We start from the raw sequence: 25,477 nt of genomic DNA, 5'->3' as shown, positions 1-25,477 counted from the left end.
CCGCCGATGCACCTCATCCTAATCCGTTGGCGGATCAGGATCTTGCGCTCCGCTACGCGGACCCGGGACAACGAATGTGACGATTAACGGGTGTCCGCCCGATCAATCGCCCGAAGAATCGCGCTATCTCCGCCGCCGCATCATCCGGCGCCTCTCGGTGCGGAAAGTGACCGACGCCCTCGAAGGGTGCGAGGTCGAGATTCGAAAATGTCTCGCCGAGACGATCGGTCCGGGCATAGGGAAAGAGGGGAAGAGGGGGTCGCGCGTGCCCCAGCGGATGCAGGTCGGCACGGAGATTGTCGGCAATGCGGGCGCTTCGCCACGGATCATGGCGAGCCGCCCGGCCTGTGCGCTGACATACCAGTTGAAGCCACCCTGCAGGTTACCGGCGACCAGGAAATTGTCGACGAACTCTTCTAGCACATCGTCGAAAGCGGCTGGGTTACCGCCGGCCCAATGACGTAGGAAGTGGCCGATATACAATCGGCAGGAGTCGCGCGATGCGCCGACCGTGGCGGCGGCGAACGGCTTGAGGTGGAACGACTGGTACCAGATCTCGCTCAGCATCTCCGGGGCCGCGAGGCGGGAGCCGATGCCAGGATAGGGGCAATCGAAGAAGAATAGCCCAGTGAGACGCTCCGGTATGCGACGCCCCAACGCCTGCCCGACATAAGCGCCGACATCGTGGCCGACGAACCCGGCGCGCTCGATCCCAAGGGCGTCGAGAAGCCCCGCCACATCCGCAGCATGAACCTTCGCCCTGGCCTCGTCCGATGGCTCGATAGTCGGCTTCTCACTGGCGCCGAACCCCCTGAGATCGGGAACGATCAGTTCGAACCGATCGGCGAGGCGCTGCATGACCGGCTCCCAAGTGAGCCAGAATTCCGGCCAGCCATGGAGCAGGACGAGGGCCGGCCCCTTGCCGGCGGATGCCACATGCAGCGTGACGCCGTTCACCCCGATCGTCCGGTGTGTGATGGAGTGGTTCGATCCCGTCATTCATCGCTCCCGCGGCGCCGATTGGCGCCAGAGAGGTCAACGCGGACGGACAGCGCTGACGTTTCCCGATACGGTGTCGAGGGCGCCCTGGCGGAGTTCGAGCCAGAGAAAACGCGAGGGATCCACCGGACCGGGAGTCGACAGGCGGCCGGGCGGTACCGGCACGAAGCCGAAGCGCCGGTAATACGGCGCGTCGCCCACCAGCACGACGAGCCCGTGGCCGCCGGCCCGCGCCGCATCGAGGCTCGCCTGCATCAGCGATCCGCCTATGCCGCGCTTCTCGAAACTCGGGTCGACGGTGAGCGGTCCCAGAACAAGGAGAAGACCACCCGCCTGGGCCGGGCCGACACGGACGGAGCCGACGAGGTAGGTGCCGACCAGCGCAGTGAAGCAGAGCTCGACGAGCGGCAAAGTGCCCTCGCGCAGGCGATACGCGGTGCGGGCGAAGCGTCCCGGCCCAAAGGCGCGAGCATGGAGGCGGTCGATGGCGTCGATGTCGCCCGGCCTCTCGGGCCGGATGACCAGGGGTAGGCTGGTCATGTCGCCCGCGCCGAGAAGTCGATGCGCGGATCGATCCAGGTGTAGATCAGGTCGGAGAGTAGGTTCACCGCCAGCCCCATCAGCGAGAAGATGTAGAGCGTGGCGAAGACGATCGGATAGTCGCGCCCAACGATGGAGGTGAAGGACAGGAGCCCGAGCCCGTCCAGGGAGAAGATCGTCTCGATCAGCAGGGAGCCGGCGAAGAAGGCCGAGATGAAGGCGCCGGGAAAGCCCGCCACCACGATCAGCATGGCGTTGCGGAAGACGTGCCCGTAGAGGACGCGCCGCTCGGTGAGTCCCTTCATCCGCGCCGTCAGCACGTACTGTTTGCGGATCTCGTCGAGGAACGAGTTCTTGGTGAGCAGCGTCGAGGTGGCAAAGGCGCCGAGCACCAGGGCGGTGAGCGGCAGCGTCATGTGCCAAGCGTAATCGACGATCTTGCCCCAAAGTGTGAAGCTCTCCCAGCCTTCGCTGGTGAGCCCGCGGATCGGGAAGACCTGCAGGAACGAGCCGCCGGCGAACAAAATGATGAGCGCGATGCCGAACAGGAAGCTCGGGATGGCGTAGCCGATGATGACGACGGTCGATGTCCAAAGGTCGAAGCGCGACCCGTCCCTCACCGCCTTGCGGATGCCGAGCGGAATCGAGATCGCGTAGGACAGGAGCGTCATCCAGAGGCCGAGGGAGATCGAGACCGGCAGGCGCTCGCGGATCAGTTGCAGAACCGAGACATCGCGAAAGTAGCTCTTGCCGAAATCGAAGGTGGCGTAGTCCCACAGCATCTTGGCGAAGCGCTCGGGCGCCGGCTTGTCGAAGCCGAATTGCTGTTCGAGCTTCTTGATGAAGGCCGGGTCCAGACCTTGCGCGCCACGATAGCGCGAATTGGCCTCAGAACCGCCGCCGGCGCTGCGTCCGCCACCACCGAGATCGCCCGCACCGCCGGTGACGCGGGACAGGCTGCCTTCGCTCTGCCCCTGCAACTGCGCCAGCACGCGCTCCACTGGGCCGCCGGGGGCGAACTGCACGATGACGAAGGTGATGAGCATGATCCCGAAGATCGTCGGGACCATGAGGGCGATGCGGCGCAGGATGTAGGCGAGCACGTGTGGTCCTCAGTTCCTGCCGATGCGCCGGGCCTTGTCGGAATCGTGCCACCAGATCGCGGGCGCGCCGAGATCGTAGGCCGGGCCCGGGGCAGGGTGGCCGTAGACGTCCCACAGGGCGAGCCGGTGATCCGCTTTGTACCACATCGGTATCCAGTAGCGCCCCGAGCGCAGCACGCGGTCGAGGGCGCGAGCGGCGACGATGAGGTCGGCCCGTGACGAGGCATCGAGCACCCGGCCGATCAGCGCATCCACCGAAGGGCTCGATACGCCGGCGAGGTTGTCCGAACCCGGCGTCGCCGCGCTGCCCGAGCCGTAGACCTGCCGCAGCTCAGGGCCGGGGGTCGGGCCGCTGCCGTAGCGGCGCGAGGTGATGTCGAAGTCGAAATCCTTGAGGCGTGATTGATATTGGGACGTGTCCACCCGCCGGATGCTCGCTCTGATCCCGATCAGGCCGAGATTGCGGATGAAGGATTGCGTATGCGGCTCGAGGGCCGGGTCGGCATCCAGGAACTCGATCTCCAAGGGTTTGCCGTTCGGCAGCTTGATGGTGCCGCCGTCGCGGGTGCAGCCCGCCTCGCGCAAGAGCGCCACGGCGCGGCTGAGGAGCGCCCGATCCTGGCCAGACCCGTCCGATTGGGCCGGTTGCCAAGCCTCGCCGAAGACCTCGTCGGGCAGGTCGGCACGCATGGGCTCGAGAAGGGCGAGTTCTTCCGACGAGGGTTTGCCGGTGGCTTTGAGGTTCGAATTCTCGAAGAACGAGGCCGTTCGGATATAGGCGCTGAACATCAGATTTCTGTTCGCCCAGGGGAAATCGAAACACAAGCCGATAGCCTCGCGGACGCGACGGTCGCGGAAGGCCTCCCGACGGGTGTTCATCCACCAGCCCTGCGTGCCGGAGGGGCGCGCATCCGGCACGACTTCCTGGCGCACGCGACCCTCGCGAAAGGCGGGGAAGTCGTAACCGGTGGCCCAGACGCGAGCGGTGAATTCCTCGCGGAAGGTGAAGATGCCGCTCTTGAATGCCTCGAACGCCACTTGGCGGTCGCGAAAATACTCGTAGCGGATTTGGTCGAAATTGTTGTGGCCGACCGTGACCGGCAATTCCGCAGCCCAGTAATCGGCCACTCGCTCCAGCTCGATGAAGCGGCCCGCTTCGAGGCGACCGACCTTGTAGGGGCCGGATCCTCTCGGCGGCTCAAGCGTGGAAGCCTCAAAATCCCGATTGGCGTAATAGGCCTTCGAGAAGATCGGCAGGGTCGCAACGAAGAGCGGCAGGTCGCGGCTGCGGCCCTTCTCGAAACGCACGATGACGATCTCGTCGCCCTCTGCGACGGCCTCCGTCATGTCTCGGATCACCTGCGCGATCTCGGGATGCCCCTTCTCTTTCAACAGGTTCAGCGAGAAGGCGACATCGGCGGCAGTAAGACGCGAACCATCATGGAATCGCGCCTGTGGGCGCAGGGCGAAGCGATAGGTGAGACCGTCTTCGCTCGCCTCGACGTTGCGGGCGACGAGGCCATAGAGTGCGTCAGGCTCGTCCAGCGCCCGCACCATCAGCGAATCGAAGGTCAGGTTCATTCCGGCCGCGCCGTCGCCGCGCAGGACGTAGACATTCAACGTGTTGAACGTATCGCTTGCCTGATTGCCGAGGGTTGAGGAAAGCTGCGCCGAGAAGCGGCCGCCGCGCGGGGCAGTCGGGTCGACATAGGCGAAATGCGGGAAGTCCGCCGCGTATTTCAGTTCGCCGAAGCTCGACATTCCATGACTCGGGCCGGCGAGGACGGCGTGAGCCGCCCTCGGCAGGGCTGTGGCGATGCCGAGGGCGCCGGCCCCGACGACGAAGTCCCGGCGGGTCGGCGCGCCGGTCACCGGGGCGCCCCGGTCTTGGCGGCCAGCGCCTCGTCGTACCACCACGTGGCCGGGAATCCGGACGAGCCGTAGAGCGGCAGGGTCGCCGGGTGCCCGAACCGGTTCCAGCGCAGGGTCCTCGACACATTCGCCGCCCATTGCGGTACGACGTAGTTATGGGCGAGCAACACCCGGTCGAGGGCATGAGTCGCAGCCAGCACGCCGGGGCGGTCCTTGGCGTAGATCACCTGCTCGATCAGCGTGTCGATGGCCGGGTCCTTGATCCCGATCAGGTTACGCGAGCCCTGCTTGTCGGCGGTGGCCGAGCCCCAATACTCACGCTGCTCGTTGCCGGGCGAGAGGGATTGGGGCCATGAACTCGTGGTCATGTCGAAATCGAAAGCGCGCAGCCGGTTCTGGTATTGCGCCTGATCGATGACGCGCAGTGACGTCTGAATGCCGATGAGCTTGAGCTGGGCCGAGAACGGGAGGATCACCCGCTCGAACACGCTCTGGAACTCAAGAAACTCAGCGGTGAGCGGTTCGCCGCTCTTGATGTTGGTCATCCGGCCGTCGCGCAGCTCGTAGCCGGCCTCCTTCAGCAGGCGCACCGCCTCGCGCAGGTTGGCGCGCACGGCATCCGGCGTGCCGTTGATCGGGTTCACGTAAGGAGTGGTGAAGACGGAGGGCGGGACCTTGTCCTTCACGCCTTCGAGGATCGCCAACTCCTCACCCTGGGGCAGGGCGGAGGAAGCGAGCTCGGAGCCGAAATAGTAGGAATCGATCCGCTTGTAGAGTCCATAGAACAGGGACCGGTTCATCTCCTCGAAGTTCATGGCGAGATTGAAGGCGCGCCGGACACGCTCGTCGGCGAACTTGCCCTTGCGGGTGTTGAAGACGAAGGCCTGCATGTTGCCGTTGCCGCGATCGGGAAACTCCTCCTTGATCAGGCGGCCTTCCTTCACGGCGGGGAAGTCGTCATAGGCCGTGGCCCAATTGCGGGCGATGTTCTCGGCTCGGAAGTCGAACAGGTCACCCTTCAGCGCCTCGATCAGCACGGTGGAATCGCGAAAGTACTCGTTGCGCATCGTGCCGAAGTTGTTGCGGCCGACATTCACCGGCAGGTCGGCGCCCCAGTAATCAGGCACGCGCTCGTAGGTGACGCTGCGGCCCGGTTCGAACTTGGCGAGGCGGTAAGGGCCCGAGCCGAGGGGGATCTCGAGTGTGGTCTGCGTAGCGTCGCGCTGGCGCCCTTCCGCATCCTTGCCCGTCCACCAGTGCTTGGGCAGCACGCGGAGCTGGCCGAGGACCTGGGGCAGTTCGCGATTGCCCTTCTCGGCGAAAGTGAAGGTCACTTCGCGTGGACCCGAGACCTCGCCCTTCGTCACGGTCTGGTAATAGGCGCCGTAGAACGGGCTGTTGGCCTTCAGGGTCTCGAAGGACCAGACCACGTCCTCAGGCGTGATCGGCTTGCCATCGTGCCAGCGGGCGTTCTCGCGCAGGCGGTAGGTGACCGAGGAAAAGTCGTCGGCGAGCTTCACCCCTTCGGCGAGGAGCCCGTAGGAGGTGAACGGCTCGTCGAGGGATTCCGTCATCAGCGTATCGTAGATCTGCGCGACCCCGCCTTCGAGATCGCCCTTCAGGCCCGATACGACGAGGTTGAAATTGTCGAAGCCGCCCTGGGCGCCGAGGCGGACGAGGCCGCCCTTGGGGGCCTTCGGATCCGCGTAGTCGAACTGCTTGAAACCCGCCGGGTATTTCGGCTCACCCATGAGCGTGAGGGCGTGCGCCCATCCTCCGTCTTGGGCGGCGGCCCGCGCGTCACCGACGAAGGTGGCCACCGCAAGGGAGGCAGCGAGAAAGCGTCCGATCAGGGCTGTTCGCATCACGAGGCGGCTGTCTCCCGAATTCCGTTGCCCGTGCCGTCGAGGACGCGGGCGGGATATCCTTCTAGGACGTCGGGACAGGCCACGCCAAGCGGACAACCCTCCGGCGCGTCGGTCGAACGCACCGGAGGATCCGTCAGGTGAAGGATCTCAGACGATCCGGACGCTCTTCGACGTGATCTCGGAGAGCTTCGTGGCTCCGACCTGTCGCATGATCGTCTCGAACTCGCGCTGCATTAGGGTGAGCACCATCTCGACGCCGGGCTGGCCGAATGCGGCGAGGCCCCAGACGTAGGGACGGCCGACACAGACGGCGGTCGCGCCGAGTGCCAGGGCCTTCAGCACGTCGGTACCACGACGGAAGCCGCCGTCGATCAGGACAGGGATCTTGCCGTTCACCGCTCCGACCACCTCCGGAAGCGCGCCGATGGTCGATTGAAGGCTTTCCTCGGCGCGGCCGCCATGATTCGAGACGATGAGCGCATCGACGCCGTGGGTCAGGGCGATCTTGGCGTCCTCTTGGGTCATGATCCCCTTGAGCACGAGCTTGCCCTTCACGATGCCGCGCAGGCGCTTCACGTAATCCCAGGTCATGCCGGTGCCGTAGAGGTTCGTCACCTTCGACACGTCGATGTCGTCGAACATCGGCTTGCGGCTGACTTCGTTCTTGAAGCCCGGCGTGTGGCAATCGGTACAGGTGCGGGTGTCGGAACGGCGCTCGCGGAAAAGCGTCTCGGTGTTGCGGCCGCCCTGCCGGTCGACGGTCAGGACGATGGCCGGGGCGCCCGCCGCCTCGGCCCGCTTCACCAGCTTCTCGGTCACGGCCCAGTCGTCGGTGGGGTAGAGCATGTACCAGACGGGGGCCCCACGCTCCTTGATGACATCCTCGATGGAGGTGCTGCCCACCGTGGACAGGATCATCTGGTGGCCCTTCACCTTGCAGGCGCGGGCGGCAGCAGCCTCGGCCTCGGGGTGGAAGGCACCCACGCTGCTGACGGGCGCCAGCGCGATCGGGCTCGCCCAGGTCTCTCCGAATATCTTCACGGTCGTGTCGATCTTGCGGACGTCGATCAGGCGACGGGCACGGACATGGATCTTGTCGAAATCGTCGCGGTTGGCCTTCAGCGTCTTGTCGGCGTCGACGCCGCTGGCGAGATAGCCGTAATGCGCCGGCGGCAATTCCTTCTTCGCTACGGGCTCGAAGTCGAATACGTTGAGGGCCTGTGCCGGAGAGGCGATGAGATCGCCGTTCATCACGGGCGCCGCTCGAAGCACATCGTAGCTTTGTGCCACCGCCTCGGTCGTTCCAAAGGCCGCGATACCGGCCAAAGCCCGGGCTGCGCTCGGGGCCAGTAGGGGACTGGCGGAAAAGAACTCCAACAGTTTCCGGCGGTGGATCGACGTCTGTTCGTCCATTCCGTACCTTCCAGCGACCCCGTTAGACATTCGTTCTGCTCTTAATTGCTTTGAAAAGGTACGCCTTCCTGCACCATTTTCATTGTGCATTGCAATAACTGGTATAATTCTTATTTCAGGGGCGAAATTTCACAGTAGTCGCGTGAAACATCCGATTCGTGCAGTATTATTATCGAATTGCGCCCTTAGGCTGCCGCCCGAAGGATTGGTTTGCGGGATGGATGGTTCGCCATTGGTTCACGATGGCGCGATGTACGCTGACATCCCGTCACAGCAGAGATGCGAGTTGGAACTTGTTGCGGCACCGCAACATGGTCGTACGGCCAGTCGCGACACCTCCGAGAAAAGCAGCGTTTGAAACGAAGAAGGCCGGGCGATGCCCGGCCTGTTCGAGGATTCGTGAAAGGGCAGACTCCGACTGCGCGCAGCGACTATTGCGCTGGCTTCTCTGCCGGTGCCTCGGCGGGCTTCCCGTCGGAAGCCTTCTGATCCGCAGGCTTCTGCTCAGCAGGTTTGGCGTCCGCAGGTTTGTCCTCGGCCGCCGCAGCCTTCTCCACAGTCGGGAGGGGAGCGGGTGCATCCGCGAGCGAACGCAGATAGGCGATCACGTCGGCGCGTTCCTGCGGGGCCTGTATCCCAGCGAAGGCCATCTTGGTGCCAGGCACATAACCTTTCGGATTGGCGAGGAAGTGGTCGAGCTCGTCATAGGTCCAGGTGCCGCCCTTCTCCTTCAGGGCCGCGGAATATTCGAAACCACCCTCATGGGCGCGCTGACGATCGACGACGCCCCACAGGTGAGGACCGACCTTGTTAGGACCGCCCTTCTCGAAACTGTGACAGGCTGCGCATTTCTTGGCGGCGCTCGTACCCTTCTCGACGCTGGCGCTCGCAAGGCGAATCGGAAGAGGCTCCGCTTTGGCGGCGGCGGGAGCCGCCCCGCCGGCCGCTTCCGGCTGTGGCTCGGGCAGCGCGTAACCGGCACTTCCCGCCGGCTTCGGAGAGTAGATCAGTTCTGCGACGAACCCGGAACCCAGGGCCAGAAGGAGGGTGCCGAGTACGGCGCCCGCGACCTTGTTCAGCTCGAAAGAGTCCATTCTCGACAACTCCGGGGGCGTCCGCCGGTTTCGGCGGCAGGCGAGGCCCGGCGAGCAGGTGCCCCGGACTCTGGAAATGTTCGAGGGTGAATAGCGGTACTGGACCGACCTTGACAATGGCGGAGTCGTCGGTCGCGTAGTCGCAGAGGCAAAGCTGTCACGCGGCGTGGCATCCGGGCGACGATGACAACCTGCATCGCCCCTGCTAATCCGCCCGCTTGCTGGATAAATCCGCCGGTCGATGTCAGATCCCCTCGTCCTGATCCCCGCACGCATGGCGGCCACCCGGCTGCCCGGCAAACCGATCGCCGACATCGCCGGCGAGCCGATGATCGTGCATGTCTGGCGCCGCGCCGTAGAGGCCGGCATCGGCCCCGTGGTCGTCGCCACCGACACCAACGAGATCGTCGATGCGATCGAGCGGGTGGGTGGCCTCGCGGTTCTCACCCGGCCGGACCACCCATCGGGATCCGACCGACTGGCCGAGGCCCTCGAGATCATCGATCCACAGGGTAATCACGACGTCGTGGTGAACCTGCAGGGAGATCTGCCGACGATCGACCCGGCCGTCATCGGTGCCGCGATCACGCCGCTCGCCGATCGCGCGGTGGATATCGCCACGCTATGCGCCGTCATCACCCGCGACGAGGAGCGGCATGACCCCAACGTGGTCAAGCTCGTCGGCCATCATGTCGGGCCGAACCGCCTGCGTGCGCTCTACTTCACCAGGGCGCAGGCCCCTTGGGGCGAGGGGCCGCTATTTCATCATATTGGCCTCTATGCCTATCGCCGCCGGGCGCTCGCCCGCTTCATGTCGCTGCCGCCCGGCGAACTCGAGACCCGCGAGAAGCTGGAACAATTGCGGGCGCTGGAAGCCGGCATGCGGATCGACGCCATCATCGTCGACGACCTGCCGCTCGGCGTCGACACACCGGCCGACCTTGAGCGGGCGCGGGCCGTGCTCCTGGCCCGGCGCCTCAACTGACGAACCGGGCCTCAATCCATGTCCAGCACCACGATCTCCTATCAGGGAGAGCCCGGCGCGAATTCGCACATCATCTGCGCCCAGGCCTATCCAGACTGGACGACGCTGCCCTGCGCCTCGTTCGAGGAAGCTTTCGCCGCGGTGAATGACGGCCGCGCCGCCCTGGCGATGATCCCGATCGAGAATTCCATCGCCGGCCGCGTCGCCGACATCCACCATCTCATTCCGACCTCGGGCCTGCATATCGTGGCCGAGCATTTTCTGCCGATCCATTTTCAACTGATGGCGCTTCCCGGAACGCCGATCGAGGCGCTCAGGACGGTGCACAGCCATGTCCACGCCCTGGGCCAGTGCCGAAAGATCATCCGGCGCCTCGGCCTCAAGGCGGTGGTGGCCGGCGATACGGCGGGCGCGGCCCGCGAGGCGGCAGAGGCCGGCGATCCGAGTCGCGGCGCCCTGGCCCCGGCCATGGCGGCCGGCGTGTACGGGCTCGACATCCTAGCGCGCGATGTCGAGGACGAGAGCCACAACACCACCCGTTTCGTAGTGTTCTCGCCCGATGCCGTACCGATCCCGCCGGATCTCGGGCCGACGGTGACGAGCTTCATTTTCCGCGTGCGCAACATTCCAGCCGCGCTCTACAAGGCGCTCGGAGGCTTTGCCACCAACGGCGTTAACATGTCGAAGCTCGAGAGCTACATGGTGGAGGGCCAGTTCTCGGCCACGCAGTTCTATGCCGAGGTGGACGGACATCCAAAGGATCCAGGCCTCGCCCGTGCCTTGGACGAGCTTGCCTATTTCTCGCGCGAATTGCGGATCATCGGCACCTACCCGGCTCATCCGTTCCGCGAGATGACGCGGCTGGCGGCGGAATAGCGCACTATTCCCGCTTGATCACCCGATCGACGACAAGGTCGGACCAGAAGCCCGGCCTGAAGTCGCGTTTCAGCGCCTCCGGGTCGTAGACGGTCTCGACCCAGGTCAGGAAGTCCATGCCCCTGGCCTCTCCCTCGCGTAGGTAGAGATCGAAGAACGCGTCGAGGATCCCGGTCTTGGCGAAGCGGAAATGGCCGTAGCGAGCCGAGAGTTGCCCCCTCGCCTCGGAGACGGGCATGCCCTCGTGCAGGATGAGGAAGAGAGCGGCGCCGAGACCCGCCCGATCCGCTCCTGATTTGCAATGCATCACCGCCGGATACTGCACGCCGTCGAAGAAGGCCTTGGCGCCGAGGATGGTCTCCTTCGATGGCGCTTCGCGCGAGCGCAGCACGAATTCCACCAGTTCCAACCCTTGCTGTACGCAAGCTTCGCGCTGAAGCGGCCAGGAGCCGTGCTCGCGTCCGCCGCGCAGGGAGATCACCGTGCGAACGCCCTGGCGTCGGAACCACGCCAGTTGGTGCGGCGTCGGCTGGGCCGAGCGCCAGATCTTGCCGGTGCCGACCTTGTGCCGGTTGAGATAGGCCAATCGGAACACGCCGTGATCCACGAGCAGCATGTTCGCCCAGGCCCGCATGCGCGCGCCGCGACCGGCGATCGGCTGCTCGAACCGGGCGATCCGCGCCATACGCCGTGCGTAGCGGATCTCGGGCTTGATGAATCTGTTGAACACGGGTGGCGGCAAGGACCGGTCGAGAGGGGAATGACGCGGCTCTAACAGCCGAGGGAGCGCCGGGCAAACGCGTGGGGCCCGATTGGCCCGCGCAAGCCTTTGGAAGTCGCCTTTTACAACTCGGCATCCGGCTTGCCTTCATCATGCCCGCATCGTCCATTTCGATGCGAGATCGTTCCCGTTTCCAACGCGCGCAGGGACAGTCATGAGAACGAGTACCACCAGCATTCGCCGCGCCCGCTCGGGAGACGCCGATCGGTTGAGTGACGTGTTCGACGAAGCGTGGCGGGAGGCCTATCGGGGCATCATCCCCGGCATCTCCCTGGAACGGATGATCTCCCAGCGCTCCTCGCAATGGTGGCTCGGCGCGGCGCAGCGTAACCGCCCCCTGGTCGTCGTCGAGACTGCTGACGAAGTGGTGGGATACGCGATCTACGGGCAGGCGAGGGGGAGTGCCCTCAAGGCTTCGGGAGAGGTCGACGAACTCTACATCCTGCCGGCCCATCAGGGGCTGGGCCTCGGCCGGCGGCTGTTCCGCGCGATCCGCAACGATCTCGCCGATCACGGCCTGACGCGGGTCGGAGTCTGGACGCTTTCGGGCAACGAGCGCGCCTGCGGTTTCTATGCCGGCCTCGGCGGCAAGCGCGTCGCAGAAGCGGTCGACCGCATGGCCGGCGCTGTCCTTCCCAAAGTGGCGTACCGTTTCGAGTGAGGCCTGGCAGGTCGCGCTCTGCGACCACCTCGGGGATTACCAACGTCTGACGACCTGATCTCGGTGCGGCGCGTCCCCATATGCCGGGAACGCGCCGCTTCACGAATTGGATCAAGGACTAGAATGACCGCCAGCCCGCATGATGCATCCCGTCAGGATTGTACGGCGGAGGATTGGGACGAACGGGTCACCCGCCTCACCGAGAAACTTCCTGACAGGATACGGCGCGGGATCGAGTGGCTTCGGGTGCCGTCCCGCCGCTGGCTGCGCATCGGCGCGGCGATCCTGTTCATTCTCGGCGGGATCTTCTCTATCCTGCCCGTGCTCGGGCTATGGATGCTGCCGGTGGGTCTGGCTCTCCTCAGTCAGGACGTCCCTTTCCTGAAGATCCCGCTCGAACGCGCCGCTCGCTGGTGCGAGAGGATCTGGAACCGCTGGTTCGGCTCACGTAACGAGAAATCCTGACGCGGGGCGGAGCGTTGTCGACGGCGGATATGGCCGCCAGAACGGCGTTGTCGTTTCGGTACCGCCGCCTCCATGTTACGTTTCCGGCAAAAGCTCAACGCATCATACCGCGGCCGATTTCCTTTATGTCGGAAGGGATTTAAGAGACGCGGAAACAGCGCTCAAGGTTGCTGCAGGCTGGGAGAGGACCCCATGATCATCGATTCTGTCTCGATCGGAAAGAACCCGCCAGAGGACGTCAACGTCATCATCGAGGTGCCGATCGGCGGTGATCCGATCAAGTACGAGATGGACAAGGAATCCGGCGCCCTGGTCGTCGACCGCTTTCTCTACACCGCGATGCATTATCCGGGAAATTACGGCTTCATCCCCCATACCCTGTCGGGCGACGGCGACCCTTGCGACGTCCTCGTCGCCAACACCCGCGCCATCGCTCCGGGTGCGATCATCAGCGTTCGTCCGGTCGGCGTCCTGGTGATGGAGGACAATGCTGGCGAGGACGAGAAGATCATCGCGGTGCCGTCCCGTCACCTGACGATGCGCTACAACCGGATCGAGAACTATACCGATCTGCCGGAGATCACGATCCAGCAGATCCAGCACTTCTTCGAGCATTACAAGGATCTCGAGCCCGGCAAGTGGGTGAAGATCAAGCGCTGGGGCGACAAGGCCGAGGCGCACCGCCTGATCCTCGAGGGGATCGAGCGGGCCAAGGCAGAGAAAGCTTAAAGCCGGTCTTCTACGGACCCCCTACAGGGCTTCTCCCCGCAACAGCCGGGGTGAGGCTCTCCGCGACGCCGAGGCCTCACCGATGAAGAACGTCTTCAATCCGGGTAGTCGGTCGACCAGCCCGAGACCGAGATCGCGGGCGAGGCGTACCGGCAGGACGTCGTTCGAGAACAATCGGTTGAGGCCGTCGGTGACGGTCGCCATGGCGAAGGTGTCGAAGCGGCGACTACGTTCGTAACGCTGCAAGACCTCGTTCGACCCCGGATCGAGGCCGAGCCGCAGCGCCTCCGTGATTTCCTCCGCCAGGGCGGCGGCGTCGGCAAGACCGAGATTGAGCCCCTGGCCGGCAATGGGATGGATGACGTGCGCGGCATCCCCAAGCAGCGCGAGACGCTCGGCCCGGAAGCTTCGCGCGATACCGAGGGAGAGCGGATGAGCGCTCGGCCCATCCTCGATGACGAGACGTCCGAGATTGAGCCCGAACCGGCGCTCGATCTCGGCGAGGGTTTCGTCCCGGCTCCCGCCGATCAGTGCATCGACATCCGCCGCCTTTTCCGTCCAGACGATGGAGGAGCGGTGACCCAGCGCGCCGCCATCGACCAGGGGCAGCGTCGCGAACGGACCACTCGGCAGGAAATGCTCATAGGCGCGGCCACCATGCGGTCGCTCGTGCCCGAGGGTCGCGACGATCCCCATCTGCGGATAGGAACGGCCGACCCAGCCGATCCCCGCGGCCTCGCGCAGGCGGGACTTCGCGCCATCCGCAGCCACGAGCAGGGATGCGCTCGCCGCGCGCCCATCGGACAGAGCAATGGCGATGCTACGGGTCTCCGGTAGCGCATGGCGGATACCAACCTGCTCCAGCACGACGCCGCAGGCTCCCGCCGCCGCCAACAAGGCTTCCACCAGGAACTCAGCCTCGACCATGTGGCCGAAAGGTTCGCCCGCAACCTGTCCTTCGCTCGCCCCATCCGGCCCGAAAGTGAGGAAGACGGGCCGGACCGGATCTCTCAGCCGGCTGTCGCTGATCGCCATGTCCAGGATCGGCCCGGCCGCATGGGAGATCTCGCTCCACACTCCCAAACGCGTCAGCATCCGTCGGCCGCCAGCCGCCACCGCGAAGGCCCGGCCCCTGTGGCGCAGAGCGGACATACCAAGTCCCGGGTCGCAGACGGTGACGTCGAGGGCGTCGCCGTGGGCCTGCCGCAACGCCAGCGCCAGACTGAGGCCGGGAATACCGCCGCCGGCGACCACAATTTTGCGGCGCGCCAACCCCTCAGTCGATCGGCTCGTGCTCTTCACCCCATCACCTCTTCATCCCACGCCACTCTGTGTCGGCTGCGGTCGCTCGGGATTCGACGTGGCATCAGGAACCGCCATAGGCAACGCATGAATGCACAAATCGGCACGCATGCTCGGATTCGGCGCGGCCGGTCCCGACAAGGGTGCCTTGCGTGATCCATCGCGCTATGGCGATGCCGTTGTCCGAAACGCATGATGCACCTGACCGGCGAAAGGCCCGCATGACCGGATCCGTCGACGAACTCCTCGCCTGCCTCGACCTCGCCCCGCTCGACGACGACCTGTTTCGGGGGCAGAGCATCCAGACCGGGTGGTTCCGGGTCTTCGGAGGTCAGGTCCTGGGACAGGCGCTGGTCGCTGCATCGCGGACGGTGGACGGCAGCCGGCCACCCCATTCCCTTCATGCCTATTTCATTTTCGGCGGTGATCCGACCGGGCCGATCGATTACGCGGTCGAACGCATCCGCGACGGACGCAGCTTCGCGACGCGGCGGGTGGTGGCCCACCAGCACGGGCGGGCGATCTTCGCCATGTCGGCTTCCTTCCACGACGAGGAGGAGGGGGTCTTTCATCAGGTCGCCATGCCCGAAGTCCCGCCACCGGAAGCCTTATCGGATGCACCGACGCTCGCCGCGGAAGCAGGGCCGTCAATCCCCGTCGCCATGCGGGCCTATCTCGGACGCAAGACGCCGATCGAGCTGCGGCCGGTCGAGGTGCAGCGATACATGTCGCGAGAACCGCGCGAGCCCCGTTTCCATGTCTGGTTTCGGGCAGGATCACGCTTGCCGAACGATCCCGCCGTACATCGTGCCGTCCTCGCCTATGCTTCCGACCTGATGCTCCTTGACGCGACGCTGATCCCCCACGGCAGGACCGTGTTCGATCCAACGATTCAATCCGCCAGCCTCGATCACGCCCTCTGGTTCCATCGAGCCTTCCGGGCCGACGAATGGCTGCTCTACGCTCAGGAGAGCCCGACTGCCTCCGGAGCACGCGGATTCGCCAGGGGATCGATCTTCACGCAGGACGGACGGCTCGTGGCTTCGGTCGCCCAGGAAGGGCTGATCCGCCCAATTGAAGAAATCGCCACACCGGCTCGATGAGCTTTGCTTTAAGCTCTACCAAAATGCTCACAATATCGTCTGAATGACTACTTATTGTGCAAACTTGGCAGGAAACTCGCCTGATCACGCATCAGTGATCGATCACTTTGTGTGCAGAAAGCCGGAGGAGAAAAAGTTCCCGTTGGCATAGTCCTTGAATGATGGGTGGCGATCGCTTGGTCATTCCGACCGGTGCGAAAAATTCCGGATAGCCGTGCCGCGACGCAGATCGGGCCAGTGACCGGGGCATCCAGAACAAAGGGGGCGCCGCCCATGAAAATCGTGATGGCTATCATCAAGCCGTTCAAGCTCGAGGAGGTCAGGGACGCCCTGACCGGTATTGGCGTCCACGGCCTCACGGTGACCGAGGTCAAGGGTTACGGTCGTCAGAAGGGCCATACCGAGATCTACCGCGGCGCCGAATATGCCGTGAGCTTTCTGCCCAAGCTGAAGATCGAAGTCGCCGTCGCGGCCGATCTCACCAGCAGCGTCATCGACGCCATCGCCGCCGCCGCCCGCACGGGCCAGATCGGTGACGGAAAGATCTTCGTCGTGCCGCTGGAAAAGGCTGTCCGTATCCGCACCGGCGAGACCGACGTCGACGCGCTCTGATCAACCGCCTCGGCTGGACGATGCTCCGGCCCGCATCCTCTTCCCTCCATCACATCACCATCGCACCGCGACCGGGAGTTCCGTTTCCATGAAACTTCGCAATGCCCTGGCGCTCGGAATGGGAGGCGCCGCGCTGGCGCTCCTGTTCATCGAGCCATCCCTCGCACAGTCGCCGACCCCAGAAGTCGTCGCGGCCCCGGCCGCTGCCGCACCGGTTCCCAACAAGGGCGACACCGCCTGGATGATGGTCTCTGCTGTCCTCGTGCTGCTGATGACCGTGCCCGGCCTCGCACTCTTCTATGGCGGACTCGTCCGCACCAAGAACATGCTCTCGGTCCTGACGCAGGTCTTCGCCATCGCGTCCATCGTCTGCCTGCTGTGGGTCGCCTTCGGCTATAGCATGGCCTTCACCAATGGCGGCGGTCTCAACGACTTCGTCGGCGGCTTCTCCAAGGTGTTCCTGAAGGGCGTCGATCCGTCCACCACCGTGGCGACCTTCTCCAACGGCGTCGTCATTCCCGAATACGTCTACATCTGCTTCCAGATGACGTTCGCGATGATCACCCCCGGCCTGATCGTCGGTGCCTTCGCCGAGCGTATGAAGTTCTCGGCCCTGCTTGTGTTCTCGGTGCTGTGGGTCACGCTGATCTACTTCCCGATGGCCCACATGGTCTGGTACTGGGGTGGCCCAGATCTCGTCGGCGACGCCGCCAAGGCGCTCGCAGCGGCCACGGACGATGCGTCCAAGGCGACGGCACAGGCAGCGCTCGATGCGGTCAATGCCGATGCCGGCATGATCTTCAAGTGGGGCGCACTCGACTTCGCCGGCGGTACCGTCGTGCACATCAATGCGGGCATCGCCGGCTTCGTCGGCTGCCTGATGCTCGGCAAGCGCATCGGCTACGGCCGTGACCTGCTCGCCCCGCACTCGCTGACCATGACCACCATCGGCGCCTCGCTTCTCTGGGTCGGCTGGTTCGGCTTCAACGCCGGTTCGAACCTCGAGGCCAACGGCTCCGCGGGTCTGGCCATGATCAACACCTTCGTCGCCACCGCCGCGGCCGCCGTCTCCTGGCTGTTCGTCGAGTGGATGCTGAAGGGCAAGCCCTCGCTCCTCGGTATGCTCTCGGGCGCCATTGCCGGCCTCGTCGCCGTCACGCCCGCCGCCGGTTTCGCCGGTCCGATGGGTTCGATCGTCCTCGGCCTCGTCGCTGGCGCCGTCTGCTTCATCATGTGCTCCACGGTGAAGAACGCGCTCGGCTACGACGACTCCCTTGATGTGTTCGGCGTGCACTGCATCGGCGGCATTCTCGGCGCCCTGGCCACCGGCCTTCTGGTCAGCCAGGATTTCGGCGGCGTCGGCCTGCCCGACTACACCAGCAAGCCCGGTGAGCTCGCCGTCGGTACGTACGATATGGCCACGCAGATGCTGGCCCAGGCCAAGGCGGTGGGCTTCACCATCCTGTGGTCGGGTATCGGCTCGGCCATCCTGTACAAGCTCGTCGACCTGACCATCGGTCTGCGCGTAACCCAGGACGAAGAGCGCGAAGGCCTCGACATCGCCGACCACGGCGAGCGTGCCTACAACTACTGAGATCGCCTCAAACGCGGTCCTGCTTCGGCAGGGGGCCCCGGTCGCTCGTCGACCGGGGCCTTTTTCACATCTGGATCCGGGATCCGTCGCAAATCTCGAGATCCTCTCTCCGAGATAGCGTTTTTCCGGCGCTCGGCCGCAGCCGCGGAGTACGGCGAGAATGTGATGCAAAAGCAACATCCCCAGGGCAAGTCCTCGGATAGGTCGAATTTGCCTATTTACTAGGCAATTGCATCAAAGTTGGTTTTGCGAAGAACAGGCGGATTGGGCAACCTGCAAATCACAGAATAACTGGGGCTGAACTGAAATGACACTGAAGCTGACCGCGCTGGGGACCGCCGCTTCCCTCGCTGCTTTCCTGAGCGTTGGAGGTGTCAACGCTGCCGACATGCCGGCTCCTAAAGTCATGCCGGTCGAGGCCAAGGCCCCCGATCCGCTCATTGGCTTCTCGTTCGGCTCGCGCTACCAGACGGACTACAACTTCCGCGGCGTATCGCAGTCCAACCGTGACGGCAGCTACCAGTCCTTCTTCGAAGCCCAGTATTTCGGCGGATTCGCCTATACCGGCTTTGCCACCTACCAGACCCGGCTGCCGACCAAGCCGGACATGGAATTCGATCTCACGGCCGGTATTCGTCCGACCTACGACAAGTTCGCCCTCGATCTCGGCGTGATCTACTATTTCTACCCGAACGAGCAGCGACTGTTCGGACCCAACGGTTTCGGCCGGTTCAACGTGCCGCTGACGACCGCAAACACCGACTTCCTCGAATACGCCGCCAAAGGCACCTGGACTGCGACCGATTCGCTGACCCTCGGCCTCAACGTATTCTTCTCGCCGAACTATCTCGGCCAGCACGCCAACGGCACCTACACGTCCGGTACCGCCGCCTACACCCTGCCGGCGACCTGGTTCTCGTTCCTGCCCGAGTCCTATGCCGGCGGCTTCTCGATCTCGTCAGAGCTCGGCTACTACTTCCTCACCGCCGCCAAGACCTCGGCCACTCTGCAGACAGCATTCAACCTGCCGAGCTACCTGTATGGCAACGTCGGTCTATCCTACACCTACAAGAACATCGTTCTCGACGTCCGTTATCACAACACCGACTTGAGCAAGCAGGAATGCTTCGCCCTCACCGGCGACTTCCGCGGCTTCGTCAATGGCGGGACCTCGCGTTGGTGCGGCGACGCCGTCATCGGCTCGATCACCTTCCAGACCTCCACCGCGGCTCCGGGCATCTACGCCGAGCCGGGCGGTCTCATGAACTTGTTCCGCTGAGCACGACACAAGGCGACGGACGAAGAAAGGCCCCGGATCACTCCGGGGCCTTTCTTCGTTGGCGATGGACATCGGGACCGGCAAGATGCGGGAAGAATATGCAGTGCGGTCTCTCACTCGCCGCAACGACGAGCGCGAACATGTCTGTGGGGGCCGCTAACGATCTCTAAGCCTTAAACGGCCGTTAACTCGGTCGACTTAGCGTTACCGGATCGTTTCTCCCTGCGTCTGGTCCCGCATGCGCTCGCTCCGCCGTTCTGCATCGCCTTACGACACCTTCGTCGACAGCTTCAGGCCTTTCATGGCCAAGCGGATGACGGAATTGGGCGGTCTCATCCTGTTTGCCGGGGCGACCGCACTGACGGTCGCCCTGGCGACGTGGTCCATCGACGATCCGAGCATCAACCACGCAACCGACCATGCCGCGCACAACGTGCTTGGCACAGGCGGTGCCGTGGTCTCCGATCTCGCGATGCAGCTTCTCGGTCTCGGCTCCCTCGCCTTCGCACTGCCGCCCGCCTTCTGGGGCATCCAGCTGATGCGGTCCCGCGAATTGCCGCGCGGCGGCCTGCGACTGACCCTCTGGATCATCGGCTTCTTCGCGGCTAGCGCGGTGGCGAGCGCGCTTCCGCCCACGGCACGCTGGCCCCTGCCCACCGGGCTCGGCGGCGTCGCCGGTGATGCCCTGATCCACACCGCGCGTCTCATCGTCGGCGCCGTCGCATCCCCGGCCGCGTCCCTCGTCGGCTTCGCCTTCGCGGCGATCGCGATTCTCTGCCTCACCGGCGCCTGCCGAGCCGGTGCGGAGCCAGAAGAGGAGGCGTACGACCAGCCGCTCCCGTCCGCCTCGCACCAGCGTCCGCCATCGTCCGCACGGAACGACGGCCGCTACGAGGAAGACGAGCCGAGCCTCGGCATCGTCTCCCTCGGGACCCTAGCCCATCTTCTCATGGGCGGACGTACAGCCATCGCCAGGAAGATCGCCGATTGGCGTACTGACAGGGCCTCGGCCGCTACTGACCTCGCCTATGCCGGCGCATCGCCGGCGCTGGCCGCACGCCGCGCATTCTCCGACGGCGACGACATCCCCTGGTCGACCCATGTCCCGCAGGATTCCGCGGGCCATGGCAGAAACACCGCCGGGCGTGGCAACACCGCCGGGCATGGCGGACACGATCCAGCCCCGGGCCGCCGTGAACCGGTCTTCGAGCCGCTCAGCGTCGCAGAGCCCCGGCCTGCACCGCGCCGGGCGCCGCCCGAGCCGATCCTGCACGACGACGAGCCCGACGACGGTGGCGAGGAATTCCACGCTTTCGACGCGCCGGTCGAAGCCGTGCCGGCGCCGCGCTCCCGTGTCACGCCGCCGGCACCGTCCCCCGCTCCGGCACCCGCCAGACGCGCGCCGATACCCCAGAATTACGGTTCGGAGAGCTACGCACATCCCGCCCTCGAACTGCTCGCGGAAGCGCCGGGCCAGTCCCTGGCGAGCCAGATCTCCACGGAAGCCCTGGAGCAGAACGCGACCCTTCTCGAAGCGACGCTGAGCGATTTCGGCGTGCGCGGCGACATCCTCGCTGTGCGCCCCGGCCCGGTGGTCACGCTCTACGAACTCGAGCCGGCGCCGGGCACCAAGTCGAGCCGCGTGATCTCGCTCTCCGACGATATCGCTCGCTCGATGTCGGCCGTTTCCGCCCGCGTCGCCGTGGTTCCCGGCCGCAACGCTATCGGCATCGAACTGCCCAATGCCAAGCGCGAGACCGTGTACCTACGCGAACTCCTCGCCTCGGCGGATTTCGCCGAGACGAAACAGAGTCTCGCCCTGTGCCTCGGCAAGAACATCGGCGGCGAGCCGATCATCGCCGATCTCGCCAAGATGCCCCACCTGCTGGTGGCCGGCACCACGGGCTCGGGCAAGTCGGTGGCCATCAACACCATGATCCTGTCGCTGCTCTACCGGATGAAGCCGGAAGAGTGCCGCCTGATCATGGTCGACCCGAAGATGCTGGAACTCTCCGTCTACGACGGCATCCCGCATCTGCTCTCCCCCGTCGTCACCGACCCGAAGAAGGCGGTCATCGCCCTCAAATGGGCGGTGCGCGAGATGGAGGAGCGCTACAAGAAGATGTCGAAGGTCGGTGTGCGCAACATCGACGGATTCAATGCGCGCCTTGCCGAAGCCCGCAGACGTGGCGAGATCCTCACTCGTACCGTCCAGACCGGATTCGATCGCGAGACCGGCGAGGCGGTCTACGAGACCGAGGAGATGGATCTCAATCCGCTCCCCTACATCGTGATCGTGGTCGATGAGATGGCCGACCTGATGATGGTGGCGGGCAAGGACATCGAGGGGGCGATCCAGCGTCTCGCCCAGATGGCGCGCGCGGCGGGCATCCACCTGATCATGGCGACGCAGCGCCCCTCGGTGGACGTCATCACCGGCACGATCAAGGCGAATTTCCCGACCCGGATCAGCTTCCAGGTGACCTCGAAGATCGATTCTCGCACGATCCTGGGCGAGATGGGCGCCGAGCAGCTGCTCGGGCAGGGCGACATGCTGTTCATGGCCGGCGGCGGGCGCACCACCCGCGTCCACGGCCCGTTCTGCTCGGATTCGGAGGTCGAGAGCGTAGTCGCCCACCTCAAGCGCCAGGGCCGGCCGTCCTATCTCGAGGCGGTCACCGCCGATGACGGTGAAGATGACGACAAGGGCGGCAAAGGCAGCGGGAAATCGGCCAAGGGCTCAATCGACGAGATCGAGGTCGACGGCGCGGTCTTCGACCAGGGCAGCTTCGGCGACAGCGGCGGTGACCTCTACGCCCAGGCCGTCCAAGTGGTCATGCGGGACAAGAAGGCCTCCACTAGCTACATCCAGCGCCGCCTGCAGATCGGCTACAACCGCGCTGCCTCGCTGATGGAGCGGATGGAGGTCGAGGGCATCGTTGGACCGGCGAACCACGCCGGCAAGCGCGATATCCTGACGGAGCCCGATCCGCACGAGATGTGACGCGGGCCGTCAGGCGCGAGGCGCCATCAGGATGATGCCGGTGCCGACGAGGCAGATCGCGGCGCCTGTCAGGTCCCAACGATCCGGCCTATGGCTCTCGGCGATCCAGAGCCACAGGATCGATGCGGCGATGTAGACGCCACCATAGGCCGCATAGGCGCGGCCCGCCGCGTCGCTCTCCACCTTCGTGAGCAGCACGGCGAAGAGAACAAGGGACGCCACGCCCGGGAGCGCCCACCAGGCCGAGCGGTCGAGCCTGAGCCACGCCCAGAAAGCGAAGCAGCCGGCGATCTCGGCAAGGGCTGCGCCGGCATAGACGAGGGCTGTGGTCATCGCAGCCTTTCGTCGCGAAGGACGGTCGTGGATCCACGTCTGATGCCGATCATTTTCCCGCTGCCACCATTGCCGCCGAATGGACCGGCGCCTCCTGTCCTTCATCCTGTCCCAGGATGGATGCGAGCGCCGTATCGAGGCGGACATGCCGGAACCTGAACCCGCTGGCGAGGGCTTTCTGCGGCAGGACTCTCTGTCCTCCGAGCAGCATCTCGTCGGCGAAGTCACGGCCGAGTCCGTGCAACAGCCGAGCCGGAAGAGGAAGGAGGACGGGCCGCCGGAGTTGCCGCGCCAGGAATGCGGAGAAGTCGGCATTGCGCACGGGCTCCGGCGCGGTCGCATTCACCGGCCCCGACGGGGATGGCGTCGCCACGGCGTGGCAGATCAGGCGGACGAGATCGTCGCGCGAGATCCACGACATCCATTGCCGCCCGGAGCCGATCCGTCCGCCAAGACCGAACTCGAACGGCATGAGGAGCCGCGCGAGGAGGCCGCCCTCGACACCGAGTACAAGCCCGGTACGAAGAACGACGATCCGTGGGCCGAAGGCGGCGATGTCCATCGCCTCCCGCTCCCAGGCCTCGCAGACCCTGTGGGTGAATGCCGGAGCCGCCGGGCTCGATTCGACAAGGCCTTCGTCCCCGCGTGAGCCGTACCACCCCACGGCCGAGCCGCTGACGACGACGGACGGTGGCCGGTCGAGGCGAGCCACCAGCTTGGCGAGCCTGCGAGTCGTCCTCAGCCGCGATGCGAGGATCGCGCGGCGCTTGGCGCGCGTCCACAGCCCATCGGCGATCGGTTCGCCCGCGAGGTTCACGATGGCATCGAGCCGCGTGTCGCCCGGCAACTGATCGAGGGAAGTCACGACCCGCAACGGCGCAGGCAACGCGGCCGCCTTCGCGCCGTCGCGGGTCAGGACCGTGACTTCGTGGCCGGCCGCCGCGAGACTCGCGACGAGGCGTTGGCCGACGAACCCGGTGCCCCCCGTGACGAGGATTTTTTGCGCCGGAGCGAGCGCATCCGCGAGACCGGCGGCGGAAGCCAGACCGAGTCGCTCGGACCTCTCGGCCGCGAACCAGTCGCGCAGGCCGAAGACCGCCACCGAGAGGGAGGCGATGAGGGCGAGGAGGCTCCAGGCGCCGTGGCTGACCCAGGCCATGCCCGTGGCCTCGCCGGCCCAGCCGAGCAGCACCGGCAGGATGAGGACGAGGATCGCACCGTAGTTCAGTGCCAGGAGCGTGTGGTTCACGCGTTCCGTGGCCGGCAGGCGGCGGCTCAGATCCTCCTCCACGAAGTCCATCAGGGTGATGATCACCTCCACGATGAGCACGCCCATGACGATCCAGGCGAGAAACCCCTTGGGTTCGACGAAACCGAGGGTGAGGAAGAGCAGTGCATAGAGCCAGTTGCGCACAGCGTGCAGGCGCAGTTCCCCGCGCTGGGACGGGCGCCAGGCGAGGCGCTCGGTCAGTTCGTGGTGATAGAGCGTGTCGAAGGCCCCCATGGCGATCTGTACGGCGATCAACGACCAGAGCAGTGTCGAGGTCATGATGTCGGGTCTCCCGCGTGAGGGATCAGGCGTCGACGACGTCGCGGAACTCCGCCTCCTGGCGGATCAGCGTGCCGAACCAGGGATGGCGGATGGTGAGGGTGAAGGCGAAGCGGTTCGCCCCAGTCTCGCCGTGGGTCACGGTGAGGGCGCCCGGCGTCAGGAAGCCGGGGAGAGGCACGCGCCATCGGAGGAGCCGCAGGAAGTAACGGCGGCTCTCGAAGACCGGACGGCCCTCGATGACGGTGATATCGAGGCTCATGCCGAGGCCGCCGGCCACATGCTCTTCGAGGCCGGTCGGCCCGGCGAAGCGCTTGGCCGAGTTGATCGTCTGGGGAAAGCCTGCGGGTCGTGCGTAGAGCCGCGTCCAGACCTGTCCGTCGCCCGCCCGATCCTCCGTGACGGAGACGATGCTGGCGAGACCGGCCGCCCGCGAGGTCGGTAGCGGCGCGCCGACGATGCGGGCCACTTGTGCCAGCGCCCAGCCGAGACGGCTCATGCGCGTCTCGACCACGGAGCCGACATAGACGGCGCTGGTGCCGGGATGGAGACGCTTGGTGAAGCGTCTGCGGATCGCGGGCGACAGGCTGTTCCAGTCCTCGTCCGCGATCAGGCTGCGGAAGCGCAGATCGAGGAGGTCGGCCTCCCTCGCACGGCCCACCGTATCCTTACCGATGTGCGGCGTCGCCTCGCCCGTGGCGGACTGAACTGTCATTGCCATCGTGGCCATGATCACGGCTCCCCGGTTCAACCTTCGGGCTTGGAGGGCAGGAAGCGCACGATCCGGCTGCCCAGGCGGATCAGCTTGGCCAGGGTCGCGTGCGGAACGCCGAGCATCTGGCTGTGCCAGCGATCCATGGTCTCGGTGAATTCGAGCATGGCCTTGAGGCGGCGTGAGGCGACGGCACCGATGGTTGGATCGCCCTCAGCCTGCGCGACGCAGGTGCGCAGGGCCGCGATCGCCGGATCGATCTCGCGCTCCTTGCGACCGGCGGCGATGCGGGTGATCACCTCCCACAGGTCGGTCTCGGCCACGAAGTGATCGCGACGCTCGCCCAGCACCGGAACCCGCCGGATCAGGTTCCAGCCGGAGAGTTCCTTCAGCGAGGTCGAGACGTTGGAGCGGGCGATGCCGAGCGTCGCCGCGATCTCCTCCGCCGCCAGCGGCTTCTCCGAGAGATAGAGCAGCGCGTGGATCTGGGCGACGGAGCGGTTGACACCCCATTGGCCGCCGAGATCGCCCCAGTGGAGGATGAAGCGCTCCACCGCGACAGGGAGCCTATCAGTACTGTCTGTAATTTCTGTCATAACAGAA

21 protein-coding genes and 2 pseudogenes are annotated in these 25,477 nt (G+C 65.4%); 10 read left to right on the top strand and 13 right to left on the bottom strand.

What is annotated here, in order from left to right; all coding sequences use genetic code 11:
- Positions 1–52: 52 nt before the first annotated feature.
- The 7 genes and pseudogenes from ACFQ4G_RS08210 to ACFQ4G_RS08180 all read right to left on the bottom strand — a co-directional run.
- Positions 53–999 (bottom strand): annotated as a pseudogene (locus ACFQ4G_RS08210) (alpha/beta fold hydrolase).
- A 36-nt stretch (positions 1,000–1,035) separates the two neighbouring features.
- Complete coding sequence (locus ACFQ4G_RS08205) at positions 1,036–1,539, bottom strand: GNAT family N-acetyltransferase (protein ID WP_238205461.1); 504 nt, start codon at positions 1,537–1,539, stop codon at positions 1,036–1,038.
- Complete coding sequence (locus ACFQ4G_RS08200; RefSeq protein WP_238205459.1) at positions 1,536–2,642, bottom strand: microcin C ABC transporter permease YejB; 1,107 nt, start codon at positions 2,640–2,642, stop codon at positions 1,536–1,538. The genes ACFQ4G_RS08205 and ACFQ4G_RS08200 overlap by 4 nt, the downstream gene beginning before the upstream one ends.
- A 9-nt stretch (positions 2,643–2,651) precedes the next feature.
- The gene (locus ACFQ4G_RS08195) at positions 2,652–4,514 is read right to left on the bottom strand and encodes an extracellular solute-binding protein (RefSeq protein ID WP_238205562.1); all 1,863 of its coding nucleotides are present in this window, start codon (positions 4,512–4,514) and stop codon (positions 2,652–2,654) included.
- Positions 4,511–6,379 carry an extracellular solute-binding protein gene (locus tag ACFQ4G_RS08190; protein ID WP_238205458.1) on the bottom strand — a complete coding sequence of 623 codons (1,869 nt, stop codon included), beginning with the start codon at positions 6,377–6,379 and terminating at the stop codon, positions 4,511–4,513. Before ACFQ4G_RS08190 ends, ACFQ4G_RS08195 begins: the two co-directional genes overlap by 4 nt.
- 150 nt (positions 6,380–6,529) lie before the next feature.
- On the bottom strand, positions 6,530–7,795 hold the full coding sequence (locus ACFQ4G_RS08185; protein ID WP_379040046.1) for an alpha-hydroxy acid oxidase: 1,266 nt from the start codon (positions 7,793–7,795) through the stop codon (positions 6,530–6,532).
- A 446-nt stretch (positions 7,796–8,241) separates the two neighbouring features.
- Positions 8,242–8,889, bottom strand: a pseudogene (locus tag ACFQ4G_RS08180) (c-type cytochrome); the annotation flags it as partial.
- Between the two features lie 241 nt (positions 8,890–9,130).
- Here ACFQ4G_RS08180 and ACFQ4G_RS08175 point away from each other — a divergent pair.
- Both ACFQ4G_RS08175 and ACFQ4G_RS08170 read left to right on the top strand, forming a co-directional pair.
- A complete protein-coding gene (locus ACFQ4G_RS08175; protein ID WP_238205455.1) occupies positions 9,131–9,874 on the top strand; it encodes a 3-deoxy-manno-octulosonate cytidylyltransferase in 744 nt (247 codons plus the stop codon).
- 18 nt (positions 9,875–9,892) lie between these two features.
- Positions 9,893–10,750, top strand: a complete 858-nt coding sequence (locus ACFQ4G_RS08170; RefSeq protein ID WP_238205454.1) for a prephenate dehydratase — start codon at positions 9,893–9,895, stop codon at positions 10,748–10,750.
- A gap of 4 nt (positions 10,751–10,754) precedes the next feature.
- On the opposite strand, the gene ACFQ4G_RS08165 is transcribed toward ACFQ4G_RS08170, so the two are convergent.
- The gene (locus ACFQ4G_RS08165; protein ID WP_238205453.1) at positions 10,755–11,480 is read right to left on the bottom strand and encodes a fused DSP-PTPase phosphatase/NAD kinase-like protein; all 726 of its coding nucleotides are present in this window, start codon (positions 11,478–11,480) and stop codon (positions 10,755–10,757) included.
- A 205-nt stretch (positions 11,481–11,685) separates the two neighbouring features.
- Between ACFQ4G_RS08165 and ACFQ4G_RS08160 the strand changes: the two genes are divergently transcribed.
- The 3 genes from ACFQ4G_RS08160 to ppa all read left to right on the top strand — a co-directional run bounded on the left by ACFQ4G_RS08160 (position 11,686) and on the right by ppa (position 13,386).
- On the top strand, positions 11,686–12,192 hold the full coding sequence (locus ACFQ4G_RS08160) for a GNAT family N-acetyltransferase (RefSeq protein WP_238205452.1): 507 nt from the start codon (positions 11,686–11,688) through the stop codon (positions 12,190–12,192).
- Positions 12,193–12,315: 123 nt separating this feature from the next.
- Positions 12,316–12,657 carry a hypothetical protein gene (locus ACFQ4G_RS08155; protein WP_238205450.1) on the top strand — a complete coding sequence of 114 codons (342 nt, stop codon included), beginning with the start codon at positions 12,316–12,318 and terminating at the stop codon, positions 12,655–12,657.
- Positions 12,658–12,849: 192 nt separating this feature from the next.
- Entirely contained in the window at positions 12,850–13,386 is a 537-nt protein-coding gene (gene ppa / locus ACFQ4G_RS08150) for an inorganic diphosphatase (protein ID WP_238205449.1), read from the top strand.
- A gap of 21 nt (positions 13,387–13,407) precedes the next feature.
- Here ppa and ACFQ4G_RS08145 read toward each other — a convergent pair whose 3' ends face one another.
- Positions 13,408–14,658, bottom strand: coding sequence for an FAD-dependent monooxygenase (locus ACFQ4G_RS08145; protein WP_238205447.1), 1,251 nt, complete (start codon positions 14,656–14,658; stop codon positions 13,408–13,410).
- A 251-nt stretch (positions 14,659–14,909) separates the two neighbouring features.
- On the opposite strand from ACFQ4G_RS08145, the gene tesB reads away from it, so the two are divergent.
- From tesB to ACFQ4G_RS08120, 5 genes are all read left to right on the top strand, one after another.
- Positions 14,910–15,791: an acyl-CoA thioesterase II gene (gene tesB / locus ACFQ4G_RS08140; RefSeq protein WP_238205446.1), complete on the top strand. Its 882-nt coding sequence runs from the start codon at positions 14,910–14,912 to the stop codon at positions 15,789–15,791.
- Between the two features lie 273 nt (positions 15,792–16,064).
- Positions 16,065–16,403, top strand: coding sequence for a P-II family nitrogen regulator (locus ACFQ4G_RS08135; protein ID WP_027172523.1), 339 nt, complete (start codon positions 16,065–16,067; stop codon positions 16,401–16,403).
- Positions 16,404–16,491: 88 nt separating this feature from the next.
- Positions 16,492–17,997, top strand: coding sequence for an ammonium transporter (locus ACFQ4G_RS08130; protein ID WP_238205445.1), 1,506 nt, complete (start codon positions 16,492–16,494; stop codon positions 17,995–17,997).
- A gap of 307 nt (positions 17,998–18,304) precedes the next feature.
- On the top strand, positions 18,305–19,276 hold the full coding sequence (locus ACFQ4G_RS08125; RefSeq protein WP_238205443.1) for a TorF family putative porin: 972 nt from the start codon (positions 18,305–18,307) through the stop codon (positions 19,274–19,276).
- A gap of 238 nt (positions 19,277–19,514) precedes the next feature.
- A complete protein-coding gene (locus tag ACFQ4G_RS08120; RefSeq protein WP_238205441.1) occupies positions 19,515–22,280 on the top strand; it encodes a DNA translocase FtsK in 2,766 nt (921 codons plus the stop codon).
- A 9-nt stretch (positions 22,281–22,289) separates the two neighbouring features.
- Here the strand turns inward: ACFQ4G_RS08120 and ACFQ4G_RS08115 are convergent, their stop codons facing one another.
- Genes ACFQ4G_RS08115 through ACFQ4G_RS08100 form a run of 4 tightly spaced genes read right to left on the bottom strand, consistent with a single transcriptional unit; the run spans position 22,290 to position 25,470 of the window.
- Complete coding sequence (locus ACFQ4G_RS08115; protein WP_238205440.1) at positions 22,290–22,613, bottom strand: YnfA family protein; 324 nt, start codon at positions 22,611–22,613, stop codon at positions 22,290–22,292.
- Positions 22,614–22,662: 49 nt separating this feature from the next.
- Positions 22,663–24,162 carry a TIGR01777 family oxidoreductase gene (locus ACFQ4G_RS08110; RefSeq protein ID WP_238205438.1) on the bottom strand — a complete coding sequence of 500 codons (1,500 nt, stop codon included), beginning with the start codon at positions 24,160–24,162 and terminating at the stop codon, positions 22,663–22,665.
- 25 nt (positions 24,163–24,187) lie between these two features.
- Positions 24,188–24,883, bottom strand: coding sequence for a DUF4166 domain-containing protein (locus ACFQ4G_RS08105; RefSeq protein ID WP_379040070.1), 696 nt, complete (start codon positions 24,881–24,883; stop codon positions 24,188–24,190).
- 26 nt (positions 24,884–24,909) lie between these two features.
- Complete coding sequence (locus ACFQ4G_RS08100) at positions 24,910–25,470, bottom strand: GbsR/MarR family transcriptional regulator (protein WP_238205434.1); 561 nt, start codon at positions 25,468–25,470, stop codon at positions 24,910–24,912.
- Positions 25,471–25,477 lie beyond the last annotated feature (7 nt).

The sequence above is a fragment of the Methylobacterium marchantiae genome (genome assembly GCF_042679825.1).
Taxonomy (GTDB): Bacteria; Pseudomonadota; Alphaproteobacteria; order Rhizobiales; family Beijerinckiaceae; genus Methylobacterium; species Methylobacterium marchantiae.
This window is presented reverse-complemented; position numbering and strand designations above follow the sequence as displayed.